Here is a 21,032-nt window from a genome sequence, read left to right on the forward strand (position 1 = left end):
TAGTCGCATATGGTTTTCTTATTAAAAACTGGACAACTGGCCTGCCGGCTGCCCGGAAAGGATGCTTACCCGCCATGAAATGCCCGTATTGCGCCCACCCCGAGAGCAAGGTGATCGACTCGCGCCCCACCGACGACGGCGAGAAGATACGCCGACGCCGGGAGTGCCTAAGCTGCCACAACCGTTTTACTACCTACGAGGTGGTGGAGAGTCTGCCGCTGATGGTGATCAAAAAGGACAAGTCGCGAGAGCTTTTCAGCCGCGCCAAGCTGCTCGACGGGCTGGTCCATGCCTGTGAAAAGCGGCCCATTGCGCTGGTCCAGCTGGAAAATCTGGTGGCTGAGATCGAGAACAGCTTTTTAAATTCGATGAAGAGGGAAGTGACCTCTACCGAGATCGGCGAATGTGTGATGCAAAAACTCAAGGACATCGACGAAGTGGCCTATGTGCGCTTTGCCTCGGTCTATCGGCAGTTTCGTGATATCGATACCTTTATGGCCGAGCTGCAGGCACTGCGGGAGAAGAGCCAGAAGTAGTTTTACGGATTAAAAAAGAGCAAAAGAGAGCGAAACTACCGGCGAGTCAGCCGGTAGTTTCGCTCTCTTTTTTAGTTGGCGATCAGGTAAATATCTCGAGAGACATGTTGTCGCCTTTTAAGATGTGATCGAGACTGGATTTAAGGGAGTACGTCTCGCCCAGATAAAGGGCATAGTCTCCCTTTTCGAGATAGCCCTGCATTTTGTAGATGGAGGTAGCCAGTTCCTCGGCGTATTTGCGGTTGATGAACAGGCTGATAGTGGGCTTGCACTCCTCCCATGTCTTGAGGAGTTTTTCGTTTTGCCGGTACAGCGATTCGTCCTCGGACTGGGCCAGCAGCACCACGTCATCGAGCTCCTCGCTGAGCTTTTCGTACTTTTGGGTGAGAATTGTGGTGGAGGTAACTGCGATGGCCACACAACCCAAAAAGATGAGCAGCGAGATCAGTATGCGCTTCATTGGTGTACCTCCTTACTTTACCTGCTCTTTTTTGACCAGTTTGATATTGCGGTGGTCGTCGCAGGTCAAGAGAAAAATGTCTTCGACCCGGCAGTTGCTGGCACCGGCTTTTTCGAGGATAAAGTCGGAGGAGACCCCGATCTCCTGCATGTTGTGGTAGAGCATTTTTCCATCGCTCACCAGCACGATGTCCGGGGAGTCGTCGCTGCCCTGAAGCTGCATGTCTTTGTTGTTGACGGGGGTGACACAGTAGCGGGGCAGTACGCTCATTTGCCCGTTGGTCTCGACAATGGCGTAGTAGACGTCTTCCAGTTTAAAGATATCTTTGAGGCGCAGCTCTTCCATCAGGTCTTCTACTGTCATGCGCAGTGTTTTGAGCTCTTGCTGGACGATTTTTCCCTCACGGATGACCACCACTGGCGACCCGGTCACCAATTTGCGAAAGCCGCGGCTCTTGAGGGAGAAAAAGGAGAGGAACACTTCGAAACAGATAATGAGCAGGATAGGCAGGATGCCGGCCAGGAGCGGGATATCGGTGTTCTCGATGGGCAGAGACACGATGTTGGAAATGAGCAGTGTCGTCACCAGTTCGGACGGCTGCAGCTCACTGATCTGCCGTTTGCCCATCAGCCGCAGAGCTACCACGATCACCAGATAAAGTATGGTCGTGCGTATGATCAATACTAACATAACATCACCTGCAGCTAGTATCGGCTGCCGCCGAATAGATTATGCACCTGATATTTGGCGGTGGGCGGGCGCGGCTGCCGCTGTATGAGCCGCGTGCTTTTCGTCTACACTACCAGGCGAGGTGATATAGGATGGATCGACTGTCGACCGACATAACGAAAAACATCGTATCGATGCGTGCTGCTATGCAGAACTCTTCTGATTTTATCAATAAGCCGCTGCAGTTGGGCGGTTTTCGCTGTGAGCTGCTCATCTGTGAGGGGATGGTGAGCATCAGTACGCTGGCCGAGCTGATCATAGAGCCGCTGCGGGAGTACCGGGATCAGGTATACCCCAGTGCCCAACAGCTATATGTGGAGCTGACGACGGCCGATTATCTGGCCGCCGACCAGAAGATCGTACTGACCACCGACGAGGTGATGCAGTTTATGATGTCTGGCTTTGCGGTACTGCTCATCGATGGCTGTGACAAAGGTATTGCCATGGGGGTGCAGGGGTTTAACTTTCGCTCGGTGTCGGAGCCGTCGGGGGAGCAGAACATGCGCGGCTCTCGCGAGGGTTTTGTGGAGGCGGCGCGCATCAACTTGACGCTGGTGCGTCGCCGCATGAAGAGCCCCACCTTAAAATTTGAGTACCTCTCTCTGGGCACTAAATCAAAGACCGATGTGTTTTTGGTTTACCTGACCGACAAGGCCAGCCCGGCGGTACTGAAAAAGCTGCGGCGGCGCCTGGCCTCGGTAAAGCTGGAGGCTATCCTGGACAGCGGCTATATCACCCCATTTTTAGACCGGCACTCGGTGTCGCTGTTTTCGGGGGTGGGCAGCACTGAGCGGCCGGATACGCTGTGCGGCAAGATCATGGAGGGCCGGGTGGGCATCATTGTTGACGGCACCCCGTTTGCGCTGGTGGCGCCATACCTGTTTTCGGAGAATTTTCAGTCGATGGACGACTACACCCAGCGGCCCTACTATGCCTCGTTCATCCGCTGTTTAAAATTCTTTGCCTTTCTCATCAGTTTTTTGCTGCCGGGCAGCTATGTGGCGGTGGTGACCCATCACCCGGAACTGATCCATCGGGAGCTTTTGCAAAACATTATCGAGGCACAGAAAAACACGCCGTTCCCGCTGATGGTGGAGGCGCTCATCATCCATGTGGTATTTGAGATCATGCGGGAAGCTGGGCTGCGGTTGCCTAAGGCTATAGGCCACGCGGTGAGCATCGTGGGGGCTATCGTCATCGGCGATGCAGCGGTATCGACCGGGCTGGTAGGTACGCCGATGGTGCTGATCGTGGCGCTGACAGCGGTGAGCTCTTTTGTGGTGCCCAACTTGTACGAGCCGGTCATCATTTTAAAATTCGCCTTTATTTTACTGGGCGGACTGCTAGGCATTTACGGCATCTCGCTGGGGCTGGTGGTGCTGCTGTTAAATCTGTGTTCCATCAACACCTTCGGTATCCCCTATACCAGCCCCATCTCGCCGTTTGGGCACTCGGTATTTCGGGATGTATTTTTTCGCGTTGGGTGGCGGCAACTGCAAAACAGCCGTTCGAAAGTACAAAATATGCCCGGCTCGTCTATCCGCACAGCGCCCAAAGATGGACGCGAGCAGGGGAGGTGAGCAGCTGTGCGACAAGGTAAACAGTACATCAGCCAAAATCAGCTGGTGCTGCTGCTGTTTTTATCGAATTTATTTTCTTACTTGACTTATTATACCCCCAAAGGCGCCAAAGTCGGGTTTGGTTCCTCGATCGTAGGGCTGGTTTTGGGAAATCTGGCTGCACTGGGTATCGGGATGTTGTACTTTGCCATCCGCGGACGGCTGGGGCATAACCTCGGCGAGTTTTTGTTGGAGCAAAACCGTGTGGTGGGCATTGTATTCAGCTGGCTGGCGGCAGTATTTTTGGGTTTGGCAGCTGTACATTCAGTGTGCGGGTTCACCTCATTCATCCACCGGCAGATCTATACCCAGACCAACTACCTGGTATTTTTGCTGCCTTTTTTGGGGGTGGCGCTGTTTGGGCTGCTTGTGGGGATAGAGAGTCTGGCACGTACCGGCACGCTGATCTTTGCGCTGACGGCGGTATCGCTGGCTATCGTGCTGCTGGGCACGCTGCCCAACATCGACCCGCCGTCGCTGTACAGCTATTCTTCGGTTAATCTGGGCGATACCGCCACTGCTTTTTGGGGGGCGCTGCGGGGAAATATAGACCTGCTCGTTGCACTGCTGTTGATGCAGCACCAGGAGAAAAAGAGCAGCCGCGTTTTTAAGAAATACTTCTTTTTATCTACCGGGACAGCGGTGGGCCTGTCGCTGCTGGTCCACCTGGCGCTGGGGCCCTATGCAGCCACCCGCAACTACCCGTTTTATGCGCTGGCGGTTTTTTCGGATCTGTCGGTACTGCAGCGGCTGGACTCGTTTTACTTGGTGGTGTGGGTGATGGTATCGTTTGTGCGGGTCGTGTTGCTGCTGACAGCAATGGCCTCTGTACTGCAGACGGCGGTGCCGCAGCGGGCATATAAAAAGACGGCGATCGTCTTTTTGGCAGTGGTGACTGCAGCGGCGATCATCGGCTGCAGCAGCCAGCGCATCTACGACTTGATCTCGCTGCTGTTTAAAAGCGGCTATCCCAGCTTACTACTGGTGCTGCTGCCGGTCTGTTACCTGCTGGCGACTGTTAAGAGGCGAAGGGGGGAGCGCTGATGATGGGCAGAAAAAAAGGTAAGCTCGCGGCAGTGTTACTCGCCGCACTTACCGCGCTGTCGCTTACCGGCTGTGTGAGCAGCACCGAGATCGGTGAGCGCAAGATCGTCAAGTCGCTGGCGCTGTCGCAGGTATCAGATGGCGGACTGCAAGCGCAGCTGGAAATCATCCAACCAGAGGAAAACACCTTCTTGACCGTTGTGGGGAGCGACGTGCATGAGCTGGTAGAGAATCTGCGCTACAAAGAGGTGTTCTTTGACGGTATCGACCAGATCTTTGTACAGGAACAACTGCTGCGGCAGCGGGGACGTGAGGTCCTACGCCGCTTTTGTATTGAGGAGATGGACCTGCGACCGGGGGCCAAGCTGTACGCTTACACCGGCGATTTTGACCAGGCACTGACCCAGATCACCCAACAACAGAGCAGCCGATTGGGTTTTTGTGACCTCATCGACTGCGCCGGGGAGGTCTGCGTACTGCCGGTACTGAATAGCAGCCCACTGGGACTGTCTACACCTCAGGCGCTGCGAGTACAGGGTGAAGATGTGACACTGCTGGAGGAGGACACCTATTTGGGGTATCTGCTGCTCAACCGGCGCCTGCACGACTACAAGAGCCGGTGGGGGCTGGTGGTGTCGTCTTTACCCACTACCGATCTGACTGCCGGGACCCCGGCAGTGACGGTGTGGACCGATACGGCCCAGGAGATAGAGGCCAAACCACTGGAAGGGGCGGTTGCCGAATACTTACAGCAGTGCCGCCGCCGGGGCTGGCCGCCGCTAGAGGGCAGAGATGAACAGGCCATATCGTTTGAGGTAAAGGTGCAAAAAGAGTGAGCGAGGAGGATAGGATATATCCGCGTTGGAGCTCGCCGGACAGTGATGGGGAGAGCCTATCGGCTGCACCTAAAAATGGATAGTTGTCGTTAAGACGAAAACCGATTGGCAAAAAAGCGCCGCTGCGGACAGCTCTGTGTCGTACAGCGGCGTTTTTTATTTATGGGATAAGCAAAAATTATTTTTGGCCGAGATCTTATCGGCAATGTAGAGACCGTTGGCCGAGGCCTGCGACAGAGAGCGGGTAAAGCCAGCTCCATCACCGAGAGCATAGATGCCGGGGCATCCGGTCAGTTCAAAATCGTCGGCGGCCGGGCGGGCCGAGTAGTACTTGCACTCGATGCCGTAGAGCAGCGTATCGTGGTTGGCAGTGCCGGGGGCGATCTTATCGAGGGCGTGCAGCGTCTCGATGATATTGTCGAGTTGGCGCTTGGGCATGCACAGGCTGAGGTCGCCGGCCACGGCGTTTAGGGTGGGCTTGGTGGTGGAGTCGCGAAGCCGCTTCTCATCGGTGCGGCGGCCGGCCTCCAGATCGCCCAGCCGCTGTACCAGCACGCTGCCGCCAGATACCATGTTGGCCAGCTTGGCCACGTGGCGGGCGTACTCAATGGGGGCGTTAAAGGGCTGGGTGAAACGGGTGGTAGAGAGCAGGGCGAAGTTGGAGTTCTGAGTTTTGCGGGCCTCATCGCGGTAGGAGTGCCCGTTGACGGTGAGGATGCCGGCGGTATTTTCGGTGACCACATGGCCCCGCTCGTTAAAGCAGAACATACGGGTGACATCGCCGTATTTTTTGGAGCGGTACCAGATCTTGGGCTCGTAGATCTTGCGGGAGAAGTCCTCCCAGATCATGGAGGGCAGTTCGACCCGCACGCCCACATCTACCTGGTTATTCTCGAGAGGAATATCATTTTTTTGACACCAGTCAGAGAAAAAGCCACTGCCTACCCGACCGACGGCGAACAGGATCTTGTCGGCAGAGACGGTATCGGCCTGTCCACCGCTGGTAAAGCTGATCTGATGGGTGTGCCGGTCGACATCGGTGACACAGGTATCGGTGCGGATATCGACTTTGCCCTGCAGGCTGTCGATGAGGTGCAACATGGTCTCGAAGTTGGCGTCGGTCCCCAGGTGCTTGAGTTGGGCCTGCGACATGTGCAGATCGTTTTGGATACATAGCTTTTTGAGCTCGTTATTGGGCATGAAGCGCTCGGTCGTGGCGCCGAAGGAGACCAGGATCGCATCGGCCTGCTCGATGTAATTGATGACTGTTTCGGGGGCGAGAAAATCGGTCAGCCAGCCACCGTACTCGGTGGAGATGACGTATTTGCCGTCGGAGAAGGCACCGGCGCCAGCCATCCCCTCCATGATGGCACAGGAGCGACACTTGATGCACTTGTCGACCTTTTTGCTGACCAGGGGGCAGACCCGGTCGCTCAGCGCATGGCCTTTTTCAAAGAGCACCACCGAGAGAGAGGGGTCGTTTTGGGCGATGCGGTAGGCGGCCATCAGCCCGCCGGGACCGCCGCCGATAACGGCGACATCGTACGTTTTGTTCATGAGCGTTTCCTCCTGTACAAGAGACGGTGGCGCTTTTCCCGTAAAAAGCGGGCAGAAGATACGGGAGTCGCACCCAGATCACTGCCCGCTGATAGCGCCAAGTTTTCACACACGGTTTATTATTATAAGCAGCAGATGTGAACAAATCAAGTAAATTCTCAAAAAAATGACACAATTTTAGCCTTTTGCTGTGTGATGTACATGAATTGCGGGCAAAAGGCAAGACTGTGTGCTGATGACAGACGGGTATGGGTACAGCCGTGTCGAAATTGGCTGTAAAAGAGCGGGCCGATACAGCTGATCGGCCCGCTCTAAAGATATTTTATGATCATTTGCCCTGCAGCGCGTTGCGGTACACCCGCTCGAGGTTTTCGCCCAGGGTCTTGGCACCGGAATCCTGCACCGAGGCCACCACTGACTTTTTAAATGCTTTTTTCTCTTTTTCGGGCATCTGCCAGTAACCCATCACTTTTTTGCGCAGGCTCTTGGCATCGCTGAAGATAAAGCCGTTGACCCCCTCGACCACCTGGCCGCGGTTGAGATCATCGCGGATATGCACCACCGGCAGGCCCACAGCCATGGCCTCCAACATGGAGATGGAGTTGGTGTCGGAGGTAGAGGCAGTGACATACAGGTCGCAGGCCACCAGATAGTTGAGCAGATCCTCGTGCTCGACTTTGCCGATCATGTTGACCTGGTCGCCAATACCCAACTGGCGGCTGAGCTCGACGAGACGGGGGCGGTCGGGGCCGTCGCCGACGATCATCAGCTTGAGGTGTTTTTGATCGGCGAGACTCTCAGCCCACATCTCGAACAGATTATCGAGCCCTTTTTCACGACCGATACGGCCCACAAAGCATACCACAAAGTCATCCTCGGCGTAGTGATAGCGCTGCCGAATGGACGCCACCTGATCTAAATCTGCCTTTTTGACACTGAACATATCGAGCTCTACCGGATTGGGCACCACATTGATGGACTTGGTGACCCCGTGGCTGTGCAGGTATTCGGACACCTTTTTAGAGGGACCGGTGACCTGCACGGCGCGGCGGGCGAACATGCGGGGGTATTTGCCGGCGATCTTTTTGGCTGCCGGTATCAGCTTTTTGGGCACCACGTAATACAGGTAGTCGTCGTACATGGTGTGCATGGTGTAGACCATGGGGATCTTGTGGCGCTTGGCGTACTGAAAGCCAAACAGGCCAATGCCAAATTCCTGGTGGACATGGATGATGTCGGGGTGAAACTCGCTCAACAACTTCTCGCGACGGCGGCTCATGGGGCTGGCCAGGCCGTAGCCGTACAGCTTTTTGATCTTTTTGCAGGGGCAGTACAGCACGCCGTCTTCCATTTTGTGGTGGTGTACGGCCGGGTCGGCGGTGACCACCAGCACCTTATGGCCCAGCATTTCCAGCCCGGTCTTCAGTGCGTGCACGTGGGTGACGACACCGTTGATATAGGGCAGGTACGTCTCTACAAACAGCGCTATCCTCATAACTTAAACGATCCATTCTCCGGCAGTGTGCTAAAAGTGAAACGGTCGGCGCTGTCGGTCGCCAACTGCTTGTGGTCAGGCTTTTCCCGCCCGGGGGCAGGTGCCGCAAAACCTTTTACATGACCTCGGTACAGGCCTGTTGGCCACACTGTAGAGGCAAACAGGCTTTAGCTATCATTTTGACTTTACACATTATACCATACTGACAAATGCAAGACAAATCGGCAATTCTTACGATCTGGTAAAATCTTTCTTACGGAAGTGACAAAATCTGTTTGGCGGCGGCAAACTATCTGTTGAAAGCGGGGGACAACTACTATATAATAGATTTGTATATATCTGCATTTTTTTGCGCGATGCTTTTTATAGAAGGGACAAATGCCCGTTGTCATAACGGATAAGGAGGCCATAAAATGGCGACTTTTAGTGTAAAGCTCTCTACCTTGATACAAAAATTCAATTTAGAGGCGGTGAATATGCCCCAAAACCCCGAGGAGCTGCTCATCACCACCCCTGATATCAATCGCCCCGGCCTGTACTTGGCCGGTCACCACGACTTTTTTGACGCGGGGCGCATCCAGTTCATCGGCAATCTGGAGTACTCGTACCTGCAGGACTGCACCGAGGAATTTCGCGAGAAGAGTCTCTTTCGCTTTTTTAAGGCCAAGCCGGCAGCGGTGGTATTTACCCGCGGGCTGGAGATCTTTCCGGCGGCCATCGAGGCGGCCAAAGAGTACCAGGTGCCGCTGCTGCGCACCCGCGAGGCCACTTCGGCTTTTATGTCGGGGCTGATCTCTTACCTGAACGTGGAGCTGGCGCCCCGCATCACCCGGCACGGGGTGCTGGTTGAGGTGTACGGCGAGGGAATCCTTCTGCTAGGCGAGAGCGGCGTAGGCAAGAGCGAGACGGCAATAGAGCTGGTAAAACGCGGCCATCGGCTGATAGCTGACGACGCGGTGGAGCTGCGGCGCACCTCGGCCACCACGCTGGTGGGCCAGTCGCCGGACAACATCCGCCACTTTGTGGAGCTGCGAGGTATCGGTATCGTCAACGTGCGCCGCATATTTGGTATCGGCTCGGTCAAAATGAGCGAGAAGGTGGATATGATCATTCACCTAGAGCCCTGGGAGCAGGGAAAAAACTATGACCGCATCGGTCTGGAAAACACCCACACCGAAATACTGGGCATCAATATCCCGTCGCTGGATATTCCGGTAAAGCCCGGGCGCAACCTGGCCATCATCATCGAGGTGGCGGCCATGAACAACCGCCAGAAACGCATGGGTTACAACGCCGCAAGGCAGCTGCTCACCAATTTGGGTATGCTCGATGACGTGAAGAAGGCCGAAGAACAGGATATCGACTTCTTTTAGTATGCCGATACAGCCCGCTATCCACACAAAATACAGGAAGATAACGCTCCCGGAGGAATGTAAAATATGAACATCGTCGCAGATACGCACACCCATACGATCGCCTCCAGTCACGCCTATGGGACCATCATCGAGATGGCCACCTATGCGGCCAAACACGGGCTGTCGTGCATCGCCATGACCGACCACGCCCCGGCCATGGACGACGCGGCTCATGTGTGGCACTTTTTTAACCTGCACCTCATCCCCAACTACATCGAGGGGGTGCGGGTGCTCACTGGGGCTGAGACCAACATCATCGATTACGAGGGGCACATCGATCTGCCGGAAGACCTGCTCAAAAAGATGGACTGGGTGGTGGCCTCTTTTCACCCCGAGGCCATAAAGCCCGGTACCGTCGAACAGCACACCGAGGCGATTTTGGGAATGCTCAAAAACCCGTACATCGATGTGTTTGGTCACCCCGGCCCCAACAATTTTAAGTTTGACTACGACTATGTGGTGCCCAAATTTAAAGATAGCGGCAAATATATCGAGTTTAACGCCAGTTCTTTCACTTTCCGTGCCGGCGCCAAGGAAAATATGCGCTATGTGGCAAAACTGTGCGCAAAGCATGGAGTGGAGGTCGTGGTAAATTCCGACTCTCACTCGCCGTTTAACGTGGGGGACGTACAGATCGCCCTGGATCTTCTGCGGGAAGTGGATTTTCCGCCGGAACTCATCATCAACACCGATCTGGAGCGGTTTAAGCGCGCTCTGTCGAACCGGCATATCCCGGTGGTCTACTAAATACAGTTACAGTGACCCCGCGCTGAGGCGGGCAGGATATGACGCGATCGGGAGGAAACTACTTGAACTATCAAAACTTTATCGATTTTGCCAGCGGTCAGGACTGTGTGCTTTTGCAGGATGAGCCGCTGAGCCGACACACCACATTTTGCTTAGGGGGCGCAGCCGACTGGTATGTTGTGCCGCGGACCGATGCGGCTATGGAGCAGCTGGCCAGCTGGCTGCAGCGCAGTGATCTGCCCTTTTTTGTGCTGGGCAACGGCTCGAATATACTCGTGCCCGACGAGGGGTACCGCGGGGTGATCCTGTGTTGTACCAACCGCTATGCGCAGGTCTCCGTGCGGGGCAATGCGCTGGTGGCCTCGGCCGGGGCCTCGCTTTCCAGAGTTTGCTACACCGCCTATGCAGGTGGTCTGACCGGATTGGAATTTGCCTGGGGCATACCCGGCAGCGCCGGGGGCGCAGCTTATATGAATGCCGGTGCTTATGGCGGCGAGATGAAAGATGTCATTAGCCGGGTGTGGTATGTGGAGGACGGGAGACCCGGATGTATCGACCGACAGACCTGTGATTTTTCGTACCGACACAGCTACTTCACCGGTAAAAAATGCGTGATCACCAGCGTGGAGTACCAGCTGCAGCCGGGCGAAACAGCGGTGATACGGGCCAAGATGGACGACCTGCTGGGACGGCGTTATGACAAGCAGCCGCTGGATATGCCCAGCGCCGGCAGCACCTTTAAGCGGCCGGTAGGCGGTTATGCCTCGGCGCTGATCGATGAGTGCGGCCTGCGCGGGTTTAAGGTCGGCGGCGCCCAGGTGAGCGAGAAGCACTGTGGCTTTGTGGTAAATGCCGGGGGCGCCACCTGTGCAGATGTGCTGGAGCTCATCCGCCGCGTGCAGGCCATCGTAAAAGAGAAGACCGGCATCAAGCTGGAGCGCGAGGTAAAGATCCTCCACTAGAGCGTGAGAGCCGAGATGAGATGTGTGGCCGGGCACCGGCTGCCGGGATATAGAAGAGATAAGGGGGGCATAGACACCGTGGAACTGATCGTTATCACCGGCCTTTCAGGGGCGGGGAAGTCGCAGGCTGTAAACGTGATGGAGGATATGGGCTATTACTGTATAGACAACATCCCGCCGGCCCTGATCGCCCGCTTTTTTGAGGTCTGCATCCAGACCGAGGGCAAGGTGAGCAAAGTCGCCGTGGTGGCAGATGCCCGCTCGGGCGATTTTTTCTATGAACTGGTGGGACAGCTGGACCAGATCAGGAGCACCGGCATCGATGTGAAGATACTGTTTTTGGACTGTGCTGCCAATGTGCTGGTACGCCGGTACAAAGAGACCCGGCGCCGCCATCCACTTCTGGATGTGGCCCAGGGATCGCTGGAAAAGGCGGTGCAGGCCGAGCAGCTGATGCTCTCGCCCATCAAAGAGCGTGCCAACTATGTCATCGACACCTCGCTTTTATCCATCTCTCAGCTCAAGCAGCGCATCATCGATATATTTGCCGAGTCGTCCAGTGAGTTTTTTCAGCTGAGTACGCTGTCGTTTGGATTTAAATACGGCGTGCCGGTAGAGGCCGACCTGGTATTTGATGTGCGCTTTTTGCCCAACCCGTTTTATATCGACGAGCTCAAGCACCAGACGGGGCTGGACCAACCGGTATACGACTATGTGTTTGAGCGGCAGGTCACCCGCGACTTTATGAATAAGCTGCTGGATCTACTGGACTTTACGGTGCCGCTGTACCAGCAGGAGGGCAAGAGCCAGCTGGTTATTGGCATTGGCTGCACCGGCGGCAAGCACCGCTCGGTAGCCATAGCCGAGACCATTTGCCGACACTTTGGCGAAAAGGGCTATAAGTCAAAAGTGACCCACCGCGATATTTTGAAAGACCGCTGAGCTGCCGTACCGCTTACCCCAAGGAGTGTCCATGTCGTTTTCGAGAGATGTAAAAGACGAGATCTGCAAAAACCTGCCCTCTGGCGACTGCTGTGTGCGGGCCATGCTGTATGGCCTGCTGCTGTGCAGCCACAGCTTTGGCGAGGAGGGTATAGCGCTGACTACCGATAACGAGGCTGTCGCCACCACTGCTAAGACTTTTGTTAAGCAGTTGTTTGGAGACGGCTTTTGTGTATATGTTATCGAGCGGAGCAGCAGTAGTGGGCGCACGGTATTTGCGCTGCATATCGTCGACCGCGAAGAGGTAAGAGGGCTGCTGGCCGCGTTTGGGCACCAGCCGGGAGAAGTGTCGGTGCGTATAAAGGAGCAGAATTTTGTTTGTGAGCACTGTGTGCGCGCTTTTTTGGCTGGCTGCTTTTTGAGCTGTGGGCGAGTGACCGACCCGCAGAAAGAATATCATTTGGAGTTGGTCACCAGCCGCACCAACCTGACAAAAGACCTGATGCCCCAGTTTGTAAAAGTGGGTCTAGTGCCCAAATATGCCAGGCGGCAGGGCAGCCATGTGCTGTATTTTAAGGACAGCGGCGAGATAGAGGAACTGCTGACCCTATTTGGCGCCCCTATGTCAGCCGTGCAGCTGATGAATGTGAAGATCTACAAAGAGATCCGCAACCAGGTGAACCGCATTACCAACTGTGAGACCGCCAACATCGATAAGACCGTGTCGGCGGCAGCGGGGCAGGTGGAGGACATTCAGTATCTTCTGGACCAACACGCTGAAGATCGGCTGAGCGATGAACTGCGCGCAGTGGCTATGTTGCGGCTGCAAAACCCCGACATGTCGCTGGCAGAGTTGCTGGCGACAGGTGGGCTCTCTATCAGCAGATCCGGCCTCAATCACCGGCTGGCCAAGATCCGCAGCATCGCCAAGGCGCTGCGGGAGGAACGGGCGGACAAGCCCATCGACTGACACACCCCACAGAAAGGCGCGATCATGGAAAAGACCAACCAATTCGTCCACCTGCACCTGCATACCGAGTACAGCCTGCTCGACGGCGCCTGCCGCATAAACCGGCTGATGGACCGGGTGCTGGCCCTGGGACAGGACACAGTGGCCATCACCGATCACGGGGTGATGTACGGCGCTATCGAGTTTTACAAGGCAGCCAAGCAAAAAGGGGTAAAACCCATTATTGGCTGTGAGTGCTATGTGGCCCCCCGCAGCCGTCAGGACAAGACAGGCGGACGGGACAGCCAGAACTATCATCTGGTATTGCTGTGCGAAAACTACACCGGCTACCAAAATCTCATCTATATGGTAAGCCAGGCCTATATCGATGGCTTTTATAAGAAGCCCCGCATCGACCACGAGCTGCTCCGAGAACATTCTGAGGGGCTTATCTGTATGTCGGCCTGTATCAGCGGGGAAGTACCCAGCTATTTTTTACAGGGAGATGCTGACAAAGCCTATGAGACGGCCAAATTTTATAAAGAGCTGTTTGGCAAAGACCACTACTATATCGAACTGCAAAACCACGGTATTCAGCAGCAGATGGAAGTAAACCCCCAGCTTATCAAGCTGGCAAGAGACCTGGATCTGCCGCTGGTGTGCACCAACGACTGCCACTACTTAGAGCAGGAAGATAGCAAGATGCAGCATGTGCTGACCTGTATCCAGCTGGGCAAAACAGTGGATGACGAGAGCGGGCTGGAGTTTTCGACGCAGGAATTTTACGTGAAGAGCCAGCAGGAGATGGAGAACCTGTTCGGCTACCTGCCTGAGGCCATAGCCAACACCCGCAAGATCGCCGATATGTGCGAGATCGAGTTCGAGTTTGGCGTGACGAAGCTGCCGGAGTTCCACTCGCCTACCGGCGACAACCAGCAGTACTTCCTCGATAAGTGCTACCAGGGTCTTACCGAAAAATACGGGGAGGACTGCCCGCCCGAAATACGCCAGCGGCTGGATTACGAGCTGCAGGTAATCACCCAGATGGGGTATGTAGACTACTTCCTCATCGTGCACGACTTTATCGATTACGCCCGACGCCACGATATCCCGGTGGGACCGGGGCGCGGATCGGGCGCCGGCAGCTTAGCAGCTTATTGTATTGGGATCACCGGAATCGACCCCATCCAGTACAATCTGATCTTCGAGCGGTTTTTAAACCCCGAACGAGTGAGTATGCCCGATTTTGACATTGACTTTTGCTATGAGAAGCGCCAGCAGGTCATCGACTATGTCATCTCGAAATATGGTGAGGATCACGTGGCGCAGATCATTACCTTCGGCACCATGGCTGCGCGGGCAGCCGTGCGCGATGTGGGCCGTGCGATGGGGCTGCCCTATGCCACCTGCGATCAGATTGCCAAGCTGGTACCCATGCAGCTGAAGATCACCATCGACGAGGCACTGCAGCTATCCTCTGACCTAAAGCAGATGTACGATGAAAATCCCACTGCCAAGGAACTCATCGATATGGCCCGCAAAGTAGAGGGGATGCCGCGGCATGCTTCTACCCACGCTGCCGGGGTAGTGATCAGCCGTATGCCGGTATCTTACTACGTGCCGCTACAGTCTACCGACGGGCAGATCGTGACCCAGTACACCATGACCACGCTGGAGGAGCTGGGCCTTTTAAAAATGGACTTTTTGGGGCTGCGCACTCTGACGGTGGTCAGCGACGCCGAGCGGGCGATCAAAAAATGGCAGCCCGATTTTGTTTTAAACGACATCGATCTGCACGACAAAAAGACCTATCGAATGCTCTCATCGGGCGCCTGTGTGGGTATTTTCCAGTTTGAATCGGGCGGAATGAAGCGGGTGCTGGCCGACCTGCAGCCCACCGGTATTGAGGACCTGATCGCCGTTATCTCGCTGTACCGGCCGGGACCGATGGACTCGATCCCGCGTTATATCCACAACAACAAACACCCCCAAGATGTGACTTATAAGCACCCCCTGCTCAAAGATATTTTGGACGTGACCTACGGCTGCATCGTCTATCAGGAGCAGGTGATGGAGATCTGCCGCAAACTGGCCGGCTTTACTTACGGCCAGTCAGACATGGTCCGCCGGGCCATGTCTAAAAAAAAGCACGACGTGATGATGCGGGAGAAACAGCGCTTTTTGTACGGCGATGATGACCCAGACAGTCAGTGCGTGGGCTGCATCAAAAACGGCATCGACGAGCAGACAGCGCTGGATATTTGGAGCGAAATGGAGAGCTTTGCCTCCTATGCCTTTAATAAATCACATGCGGCAGCTTACGCCTTTTTGGCCTACCAGACCGCTTACTTAAAATGCCACTACCCGCGGGAGTTTATGGCGGCACTGCTGACCAGTGTACTGGGCAACACCGACAAGGTGGCTGAATACATTGCCGAGTGCGACACACTGGGCATTCAGGTATTGCCGCCCACGGTCAACGAGAGCGACCTCGGCTTTGCTGTGCACCAGAAGGCTATCCAGTACAGTTTACTGGGTATTAAGGGGCTTGGTCGGGGCATTATCGAGGAGATCGTGGCCCAACGCCAGAGCAGCGGCCCCTTTTTGTCGCTCTATGATTTTATAAATCGCATGAAAAAAGTGCTGACCAGGCAGCTTAGCCGCAAATCGGTAGAGAGCATGGTGCTATGCGGCTGCTTTGACCGCCTGGAACCCAACCGGCGTGCGCAAGCGGCTGCTATCGAGCCGATCTTTGACTACATCGAGGAGCGGGACCGCAAAAATGTAGAGGGGCAGCTGAACTTGTTCGAGGTGCCGGCAGAAGATGGAGCTGAAGGAGACCGGCTGGAGGACAGCTTTATCCATCGGGAGCTTGAGGACTATCCACTGCACGAAAAACTGCGCATGGAAAAGGAGATACTGGGTTGTTACATGTCAGCGCACCCCTTAGATGAGTACCGCGACTACGTAAAAAAGCACCGTTTTCAGCAGATCGCCCCGCTTTTGGACGCCGACGACAGCCGCGATAACACACTGGTCAAGCTGCTGGTAGTAATCGACACCGCTCGTACAAAAATTACCAAGAGCGGTACCACCATGATGTTTTGCAACATCGAGGACCGTACCGGCAGCCTGGAGATGCTGGTTTTTCCCAACGTGGTGCAGCGATGTAAAGGCCTGCTGCAGGAGAATGCGATCCTGGTGGTGGGGGGGCGGCTCTCGATCAGGGAGGAGGAATCTCCCAAGATCATCTGCGAATATGTGCAGACGACCGAGGAAGCTAAGCGCGACCCGGCACCTGCCGGTGCCAGGCAGGGCCGGTCACCAGGACAGCGGCGCGCCGGGCCGGCAGAGGTACCTGTGGAAACGGTCCCGGCCAAGGCGCTGTATGTGATGCTGCCGCAGAACACGCCGGAGGGGCTGGAGCAGGTGCGGCAGATCGCGCTGCGCCATCGGGGCACACATCCCCTGATCATCTGTTTTGCCGACACCCGCAAGGCGCTCAAAGCTAGCCGCAACTTATTTGTGGACCTGTCGGATGCACTGCTGCAGGAGATGGGGCAGCAATTTGGTGAAAAATTTGTCAAATGCAAGTGAATTCGCAGTCGTCCATCTTGACAGTATGATTTTTCACAGTGTACAATAAATTCTATGGGATAATGTTATACCTTATAGGAGGGTATTTAAAATGAACAGCAACAAAGAGATTGGGACCATTGGCGTTCTCACCAGTGGCGGAGATGCGCCGGGCATGAATGCGGCCATCCGCGCAGTGGTGCGCACCGCTCTGTCCAAGGGCTTAAAGGTCAAGGGCATCATGCACGGTTATGCCGGTCTGCTCAACGAAGAGTTTATCGATATGGGAATGCGCTCGGTTTCGGAAATCATTCAGCGCGGCGGCACGGTACTCTACACTGCCCGCTGCTTAGAATTTAAAGAGATGGCCGGCGTGATCAAGGCACACGAGATCTGCGAGAAAAACGGCATCGACGGTCTGGTGGTCATCGGTGGCGACGGTTCTTTCCGCGGCGCCCAGGACCTCTCTAATGTAGGTACCCCCTGTATTGGTATTCCCGGCACCATCGATAACGATATCGCCTGCTCAGAGTATACCATCGGCTATGACACCGCCATGAACACTGTCGTTGAGATGGTGGACAAACTGCGCGATACTGCCAACTCTCACTCCCGCTGCAGCGTAGTAGAGGTAATGGGCCGCCGGGCGGGGCATATCGCCCTGAATACCGGCATCGCCTGCGGCGCCGCGGTGATCTTAGTTCCCGAGCAGGATTTTGACCCCGAGCGCGACCTGCTGGCACGTATCCGTTACGCCCAGGAGTGCGGCAAACACCACTTTATCGTGATGGTGGCCGAAGGCGTGGGCAAGGCGGAGGAGATCGCTCAGATCATTCGCGACAACACCGGTATCGACACCCGCAAAACCGTGCTCGGTCACGTACAGCGCGGCGGCAGTCCCACGCTGCGCGACCGCGTTGTGGCGACCCAGATGGGCTACCACGCAGTGGAGCTGCTTACCCAGAACATCGGCAACCGGGTAGTGGCCATGAAAAACGGTGAGATCGTCGATTACGAGATCAACGAGGCACTGTCCATGAAAAAGGGCATCGAGACCAAGCTGCTGGAGATCGCTCACTGCATTTCTATCTAAAATATAGAGCCAAAAAGAGCCCCGGCGGGCATGAGCGCCGGGGCTTTTTTGTGTGATCTGGGGCAGTTTGAGAGCGGTTTTGAGCCATTAAGGGGAGAAAAACGCAAAAAAGCGGTACCAAACTCTGTGTTTTTGTATAGACTGGGGTATAAAACACCAGTGGGGAGGGATCGCATTGCAGCGGAGAAAACGCGCACACCGCCGGGCATGGCTGTGCCGGTTACTTTTGCTATTTGGCATTTTGGGAGTGGGCATTTTTTTGATCGACCGACAGTTGCGGCCGGTGGTCCAGTCGTTTGCCGCCTACCAGGCCAAGAGCTACGCCACCGACGTGGTCAACGATGCCATCCTCTACTACACCCAACAGGAGCACTTGACCTACGACAAATTTTCGGAGATCCTGTACGATGAAGACCACAAGATCATCGGCATCGAGGCCAACTCGGTGGCTATCAACACCTTTAAGGCCAACATCGTCAAAAAGATCAATGAGGGGATGGCCCAACTGGAAATGCAGAACATCCAGATACCGGTGGGGTCGCTGCTGGGGACCCAGATCTTGCAGGGCGTAGGGCCCAAAGTGAACCTGCGGGTACAGCCGGCCACCTATGTGGAGAGCGAAGTGGTGGACCAGTTTGACTCGGCGGGCATCAACCAGACACGCCATCAGATGGTGTTAAAGGTAAATATATCGCTGACGGCGGTCATTCCCGGCTACATCACTACCACCGAATTTACCACCAGCTACCCGCTGGTAGAGACGGTCATCGTGGGCGCGGCACCCAGCCAGTTTACCCATGTGACTGGGGACGAGAGCTCGACGATCGGCAAAATAAACGACTATGCCAACCGGCCGCAGCAGCAGTGAAATTGTTACTAAATTGTAAATAACGCCTTTTTTAGCCGCCTGCCGGACCGATTGCAGGCGGCTTTTAGGCGGGTGGACACAGATAGGTGCGAGCGGTGCTGCACACGGTATTTTTGGTATACTGGGCCACTGGAAAAACCATACTGCTTATGATATACTATACAAGTATGTACGCAGGGAGGCACAGCCATGACAGATACCGAAAAGATACAGCAGGAGATGCGGCAGCTGGAGGAGCAGATCCGCTACCACAACGACCGCTATTACAACCGAGATGACCCGGAGATAGACGACTACGACTACGATCAGCTGACCCAGCGGCTGCGCGCGCTGGAGGAGGAATACCCCGCGCTGAAAAGCCAAGATTCGCCCACCCAGATGGTGGGGGGAGAGAGCTCGTCGCAGTTTGAAAAGGTAACGCACGCAGTAAAGATGGAGAGCTTGCAGGATGTGTTCTCGGTGGAGCAGGTGCGGGAGTTCTGCGACAAGCTGCAGGAGAGCTATGACGGCGACTACGTGGTGGAGATGAAGATCGATGGGCTGTCGGTCTCGCTGGAATACGACGGCGGCAAACTGGTGCGGGGCTCGACCCGCGGCAACGGCGTGGTCGGTGAGGACATCACGGTGAACCTGCGCACCATCCGCAGTATCCCCAAGACGATCGCGTTCAAGGGGCCGCTGGAGGTACGCGGCGAGGTGTACATGCCCAAAAAGGTATTTGCGGCGCTGGTAAAACAGCAGCTGGAGGACGAGGAAAAGCCCTTTAAAAACCCCCGCAATGCGGCGGCGGGCTCGCTGCGGCAAAAAGATGTGTCTATCACCAGAGCGCGCAAGTTGTCGATCTTTGTATTTAACCTGCAGCGGATAGAGGGGAAGACCTTTGCCACCCACAGCCAGACACTGGAATGGCTGGCCGAACAGGGTTTTTTGGTATCGCCCGAGTTTGTGGTGTGCCGCAACACTGACGACATCGTCGACCGCATTGAGCAGATCGGCCAGCTACGCGGCAGTTTGGCCTTTGACACCGACGGCGCGGTGGTAAAGGTAAACGACCTGCACCAGCGCGAGGAGCTGGGCTCGACAGCCAAATGCCCCAAATGGGCGGTGGCCTACAAGTACCCGCCCGAGGAAAAAGAGACTGTTTTGCGGGACATTGAAATCAATGTGGGGCGCACCGGTGCACTGACGCCAACGGCGCTGTTTGACCCCATTGAGCTGGCGGGCACCACCGTGTCGCGGGCGGTGCTGCACAACCAGGATTTTATCTCTGAAAAAGAGATCGGTATCGGCGACACCATCGTGGTGCGCAAGGCGGGGGAGATCATCCCCGAGGTGGTGGCGGTAAAAGAGCACGCGCCCGACAGTCAGGTTTATACCATCCCCCACCACTGCCCGGCCTGCGGCACCGAGACGCGGCGCAGTGAAGAGGAATCGGCCATTATCTGCCCCAACCCCGACTGCCCGGCCAAGATCTACCGCAGTCTGGTACATTTTGCCTCTCGGGCGGCCATGGATATCGACGGGCTGGGACCGGCTATCGTCAAGGCGCTGATGGAGGCGGGACTGGTGCGCGATTTCGCCGACCTCTATGGCCTGACTTTTGATCAGGTGCTGGCACTGGAGGGCTTTAAAGAGAGAGCGGCGCAAAACCTCATCGACGCCATCGAGCGCTCGCGCCACAACGATCTGCCGCGGCTGCTGTTTGGGCTGGGCATTAAAAATGTAGGGCACCGGGCCTCGGAGCTGCTATGTGAGCGGTATGGCGATATCGACCAGCTGATGGCAGCCACCGAGGAGGAGCTGAGCGCCATCGACAACATCGGCGACATAATGGCCCAGAACATCGTCGCCTACTTTGCCCAGGAAAAAAACCGGCAACTGATAGAGCGGCTGCGGGCCGGCGGGGTGAACACCACTGCCGCACAGAGCCAAAAAGGCGATGCGCTGGCCGGGCAGAAATTTGTAGTCACCGGCAAGCTATCGCACTACACCCGCGACGAGATCACCGCCTTTATTAAGCAAAACGGCGGTGCAGCAGCCAGCAGCGTATCGAAAAAGACCAGCTACGTGATCGCCGGAGAGGACGCCGGCAGCAAGCTGGAGAAGGCCCAGGCACTGGGCGTACCAGTGCTGAGCGAGGATGAATTTTTGCAGATGATCGGCCAGCAGTAGTGCTGGCAGTCTCAAGGCCGCGTTTGCGTGCA

17 protein-coding genes are annotated in these 21,032 nt (G+C 55.7%); 13 read left to right on the forward strand and 4 right to left on the reverse strand.

What is annotated here, in order from left to right:
• Window positions 1-74 precede the first annotated feature (74 nt).
• Window positions 75-536 carry a transcriptional regulator NrdR gene (gene nrdR, locus H8K20_RS04775; protein WP_105203887.1) on the forward strand — a complete coding sequence of 154 codons (462 nt, stop codon included), beginning with the start codon at window positions 75-77 and terminating at the stop codon, window positions 534-536.
• Window positions 537-618: 82 nt separating this feature from the next.
• Here nrdR and H8K20_RS04780 read toward each other — a convergent pair whose 3' ends face one another.
• Both H8K20_RS04780 and H8K20_RS04785 read right to left on the reverse strand, forming a co-directional pair.
• A complete protein-coding gene (locus H8K20_RS04780) occupies window positions 619-996 on the reverse strand; it encodes a DUF4363 family protein (RefSeq protein WP_105203889.1) in 378 nt (125 codons plus the stop codon).
• A 12-nt stretch (window positions 997-1,008) separates the two neighbouring features.
• Window positions 1,009-1,686: a DUF421 domain-containing protein gene (locus H8K20_RS04785; RefSeq protein WP_154865495.1), complete on the reverse strand. Its 678-nt coding sequence runs from the start codon at window positions 1,684-1,686 to the stop codon at window positions 1,009-1,011.
• Window positions 1,687-1,817: 131 nt separating this feature from the next.
• Between H8K20_RS04785 and H8K20_RS04790 the strand changes: the two genes are divergently transcribed.
• The 3 genes from H8K20_RS04790 to H8K20_RS04800 are packed head-to-tail and all read left to right on the forward strand — an operon-like array spanning window position 1,818 to window position 5,224.
• A complete protein-coding gene (locus tag H8K20_RS04790; RefSeq protein ID WP_207721456.1) occupies window positions 1,818-3,305 on the forward strand; it encodes a spore germination protein in 1,488 nt (495 codons plus the stop codon).
• A gap of 6 nt (window positions 3,306-3,311) precedes the next feature.
• Entirely contained in the window at window positions 3,312-4,388 is a 1,077-nt protein-coding gene (locus tag H8K20_RS04795) for a GerAB/ArcD/ProY family transporter (protein ID WP_186487644.1), read from the forward strand.
• The gene (locus H8K20_RS04800) at window positions 4,388-5,224 is read left to right on the forward strand and encodes a hypothetical protein (RefSeq protein ID WP_186487645.1); all 837 of its coding nucleotides are present in this window, start codon (window positions 4,388-4,390) and stop codon (window positions 5,222-5,224) included. The genes H8K20_RS04795 and H8K20_RS04800 overlap by 1 nt, the downstream gene beginning before the upstream one ends.
• Window positions 5,225-5,380: 156 nt before the next feature.
• Here H8K20_RS04800 and H8K20_RS04805 read toward each other — a convergent pair whose 3' ends face one another.
• Both H8K20_RS04805 and H8K20_RS04810 read right to left on the reverse strand, forming a co-directional pair.
• Window positions 5,381-6,781 carry an NAD(P)/FAD-dependent oxidoreductase gene (locus H8K20_RS04805; RefSeq protein WP_186487646.1) on the reverse strand — a complete coding sequence of 467 codons (1,401 nt, stop codon included), beginning with the start codon at window positions 6,779-6,781 and terminating at the stop codon, window positions 5,381-5,383.
• A gap of 328 nt (window positions 6,782-7,109) precedes the next feature.
• Complete coding sequence (locus H8K20_RS04810) at window positions 7,110-8,276, reverse strand: glycosyltransferase (RefSeq protein WP_186487647.1); 1,167 nt, start codon at window positions 8,274-8,276, stop codon at window positions 7,110-7,112.
• A 413-nt stretch (window positions 8,277-8,689) separates the two neighbouring features.
• Between H8K20_RS04810 and hprK the strand changes: the two genes are divergently transcribed.
• From hprK to ligA, 9 genes are all read left to right on the forward strand, one after another.
• Window positions 8,690-9,649, forward strand: a complete 960-nt coding sequence (gene hprK, locus H8K20_RS04815; RefSeq protein ID WP_105203901.1) for an HPr(Ser) kinase/phosphatase — start codon at window positions 8,690-8,692, stop codon at window positions 9,647-9,649.
• A gap of 66 nt (window positions 9,650-9,715) precedes the next feature.
• On the forward strand, window positions 9,716-10,438 hold the full coding sequence (locus H8K20_RS04820) for a phosphatase (protein ID WP_105203903.1): 723 nt from the start codon (window positions 9,716-9,718) through the stop codon (window positions 10,436-10,438).
• 62 nt (window positions 10,439-10,500) lie between these two features.
• Window positions 10,501-11,400, forward strand: coding sequence for a UDP-N-acetylmuramate dehydrogenase (murB, locus tag H8K20_RS04825; protein WP_243206181.1), 900 nt, complete (start codon window positions 10,501-10,503; stop codon window positions 11,398-11,400).
• Between the two features lie 78 nt (window positions 11,401-11,478).
• Window positions 11,479-12,342 (forward strand): RNase adapter RapZ, encoded by an 864-nt coding sequence (gene rapZ, locus H8K20_RS04830; protein ID WP_105203911.1) that lies wholly within the window; start codon window positions 11,479-11,481, stop codon window positions 12,340-12,342.
• Window positions 12,343-12,373: 31 nt separating this feature from the next.
• Window positions 12,374-13,312 (forward strand): DNA-binding protein WhiA, encoded by a 939-nt coding sequence (gene whiA / locus H8K20_RS04835; RefSeq protein ID WP_186487649.1) that lies wholly within the window; start codon window positions 12,374-12,376, stop codon window positions 13,310-13,312.
• 24 nt (window positions 13,313-13,336) lie between these two features.
• Window positions 13,337-16,888, forward strand: coding sequence for a DNA polymerase III subunit alpha (locus tag H8K20_RS04840; protein WP_186487650.1), 3,552 nt, complete (start codon window positions 13,337-13,339; stop codon window positions 16,886-16,888).
• Between the two features lie 91 nt (window positions 16,889-16,979).
• A complete protein-coding gene (gene pfkA, locus H8K20_RS04845; RefSeq protein WP_105203917.1) occupies window positions 16,980-17,960 on the forward strand; it encodes a 6-phosphofructokinase in 981 nt (326 codons plus the stop codon).
• A gap of 175 nt (window positions 17,961-18,135) precedes the next feature.
• Window positions 18,136-18,828, forward strand: a complete 693-nt coding sequence (gene yunB, locus H8K20_RS04850) for a sporulation protein YunB (protein ID WP_164998128.1) — start codon at window positions 18,136-18,138, stop codon at window positions 18,826-18,828.
• A gap of 189 nt (window positions 18,829-19,017) precedes the next feature.
• Window positions 19,018-21,000: an NAD-dependent DNA ligase LigA gene (ligA, locus tag H8K20_RS04855; RefSeq protein WP_186487651.1), complete on the forward strand. Its 1,983-nt coding sequence runs from the start codon at window positions 19,018-19,020 to the stop codon at window positions 20,998-21,000.
• Window positions 21,001-21,032: the final 32 nt, after the last annotated feature.

This window comes from Neobittarella massiliensis (ex Bilen et al. 2018), assembly GCF_014269355.1.
Taxonomy (GTDB): Bacteria; Bacillota; Clostridia; order Oscillospirales; family Ruminococcaceae; genus Neobittarella; species Neobittarella massiliensis.

What these genes read in the sequence shown, in the direction of transcription:
- nrdR (WP_105203887.1), top strand. Translation starts at nt 75, where the DNA reads ATGAAATGCCCGTATTGCGCCCACCCCGAGAGCAAGGTGATCGACTCG.
- H8K20_RS04780 (WP_105203889.1), bottom strand. Translation starts at nt 996, where the DNA reads ATGAAGCGCATACTGATCTCGCTGCTCATCTTTTTGGGTTGTGTGGCC.
- H8K20_RS04785 (WP_154865495.1), bottom strand. Translation starts at nt 1,686, where the DNA reads ATGTTAGTATTGATCATACGCACGACCATACTTTATCTGGTGATCGTG.
- H8K20_RS04790 (WP_207721456.1), top strand. Translation starts at nt 1,818, where the DNA reads ATGGATCGACTGTCGACCGACATAACGAAAAACATCGTATCGATGCGT.
- H8K20_RS04800 (WP_186487645.1), top strand. Translation starts at nt 4,388, where the DNA reads ATGATGGGCAGAAAAAAAGGTAAGCTCGCGGCAGTGTTACTCGCCGCA.
- H8K20_RS04805 (WP_186487646.1), bottom strand. Translation starts at nt 6,781, where the DNA reads ATGAACAAAACGTACGATGTCGCCGTTATCGGCGGCGGTCCCGGCGGG.
- H8K20_RS04810 (WP_186487647.1), bottom strand. Translation starts at nt 8,276, where the DNA reads ATGAGGATAGCGCTGTTTGTAGAGACGTACCTGCCCTATATCAACGGT.
- hprK (WP_105203901.1), top strand. Translation starts at nt 8,690, where the DNA reads ATGGCGACTTTTAGTGTAAAGCTCTCTACCTTGATACAAAAATTCAAT.
- H8K20_RS04820 (WP_105203903.1), top strand. Translation starts at nt 9,716, where the DNA reads ATGAACATCGTCGCAGATACGCACACCCATACGATCGCCTCCAGTCAC.
- whiA (WP_186487649.1), top strand. Translation starts at nt 12,374, where the DNA reads ATGTCGTTTTCGAGAGATGTAAAAGACGAGATCTGCAAAAACCTGCCC.
- H8K20_RS04840 (WP_186487650.1), top strand. Translation starts at nt 13,337, where the DNA reads ATGGAAAAGACCAACCAATTCGTCCACCTGCACCTGCATACCGAGTAC.
- pfkA (WP_105203917.1), top strand. Translation starts at nt 16,980, where the DNA reads ATGAACAGCAACAAAGAGATTGGGACCATTGGCGTTCTCACCAGTGGC.
- ligA (WP_186487651.1), top strand. Translation starts at nt 19,018, where the DNA reads ATGACAGATACCGAAAAGATACAGCAGGAGATGCGGCAGCTGGAGGAG.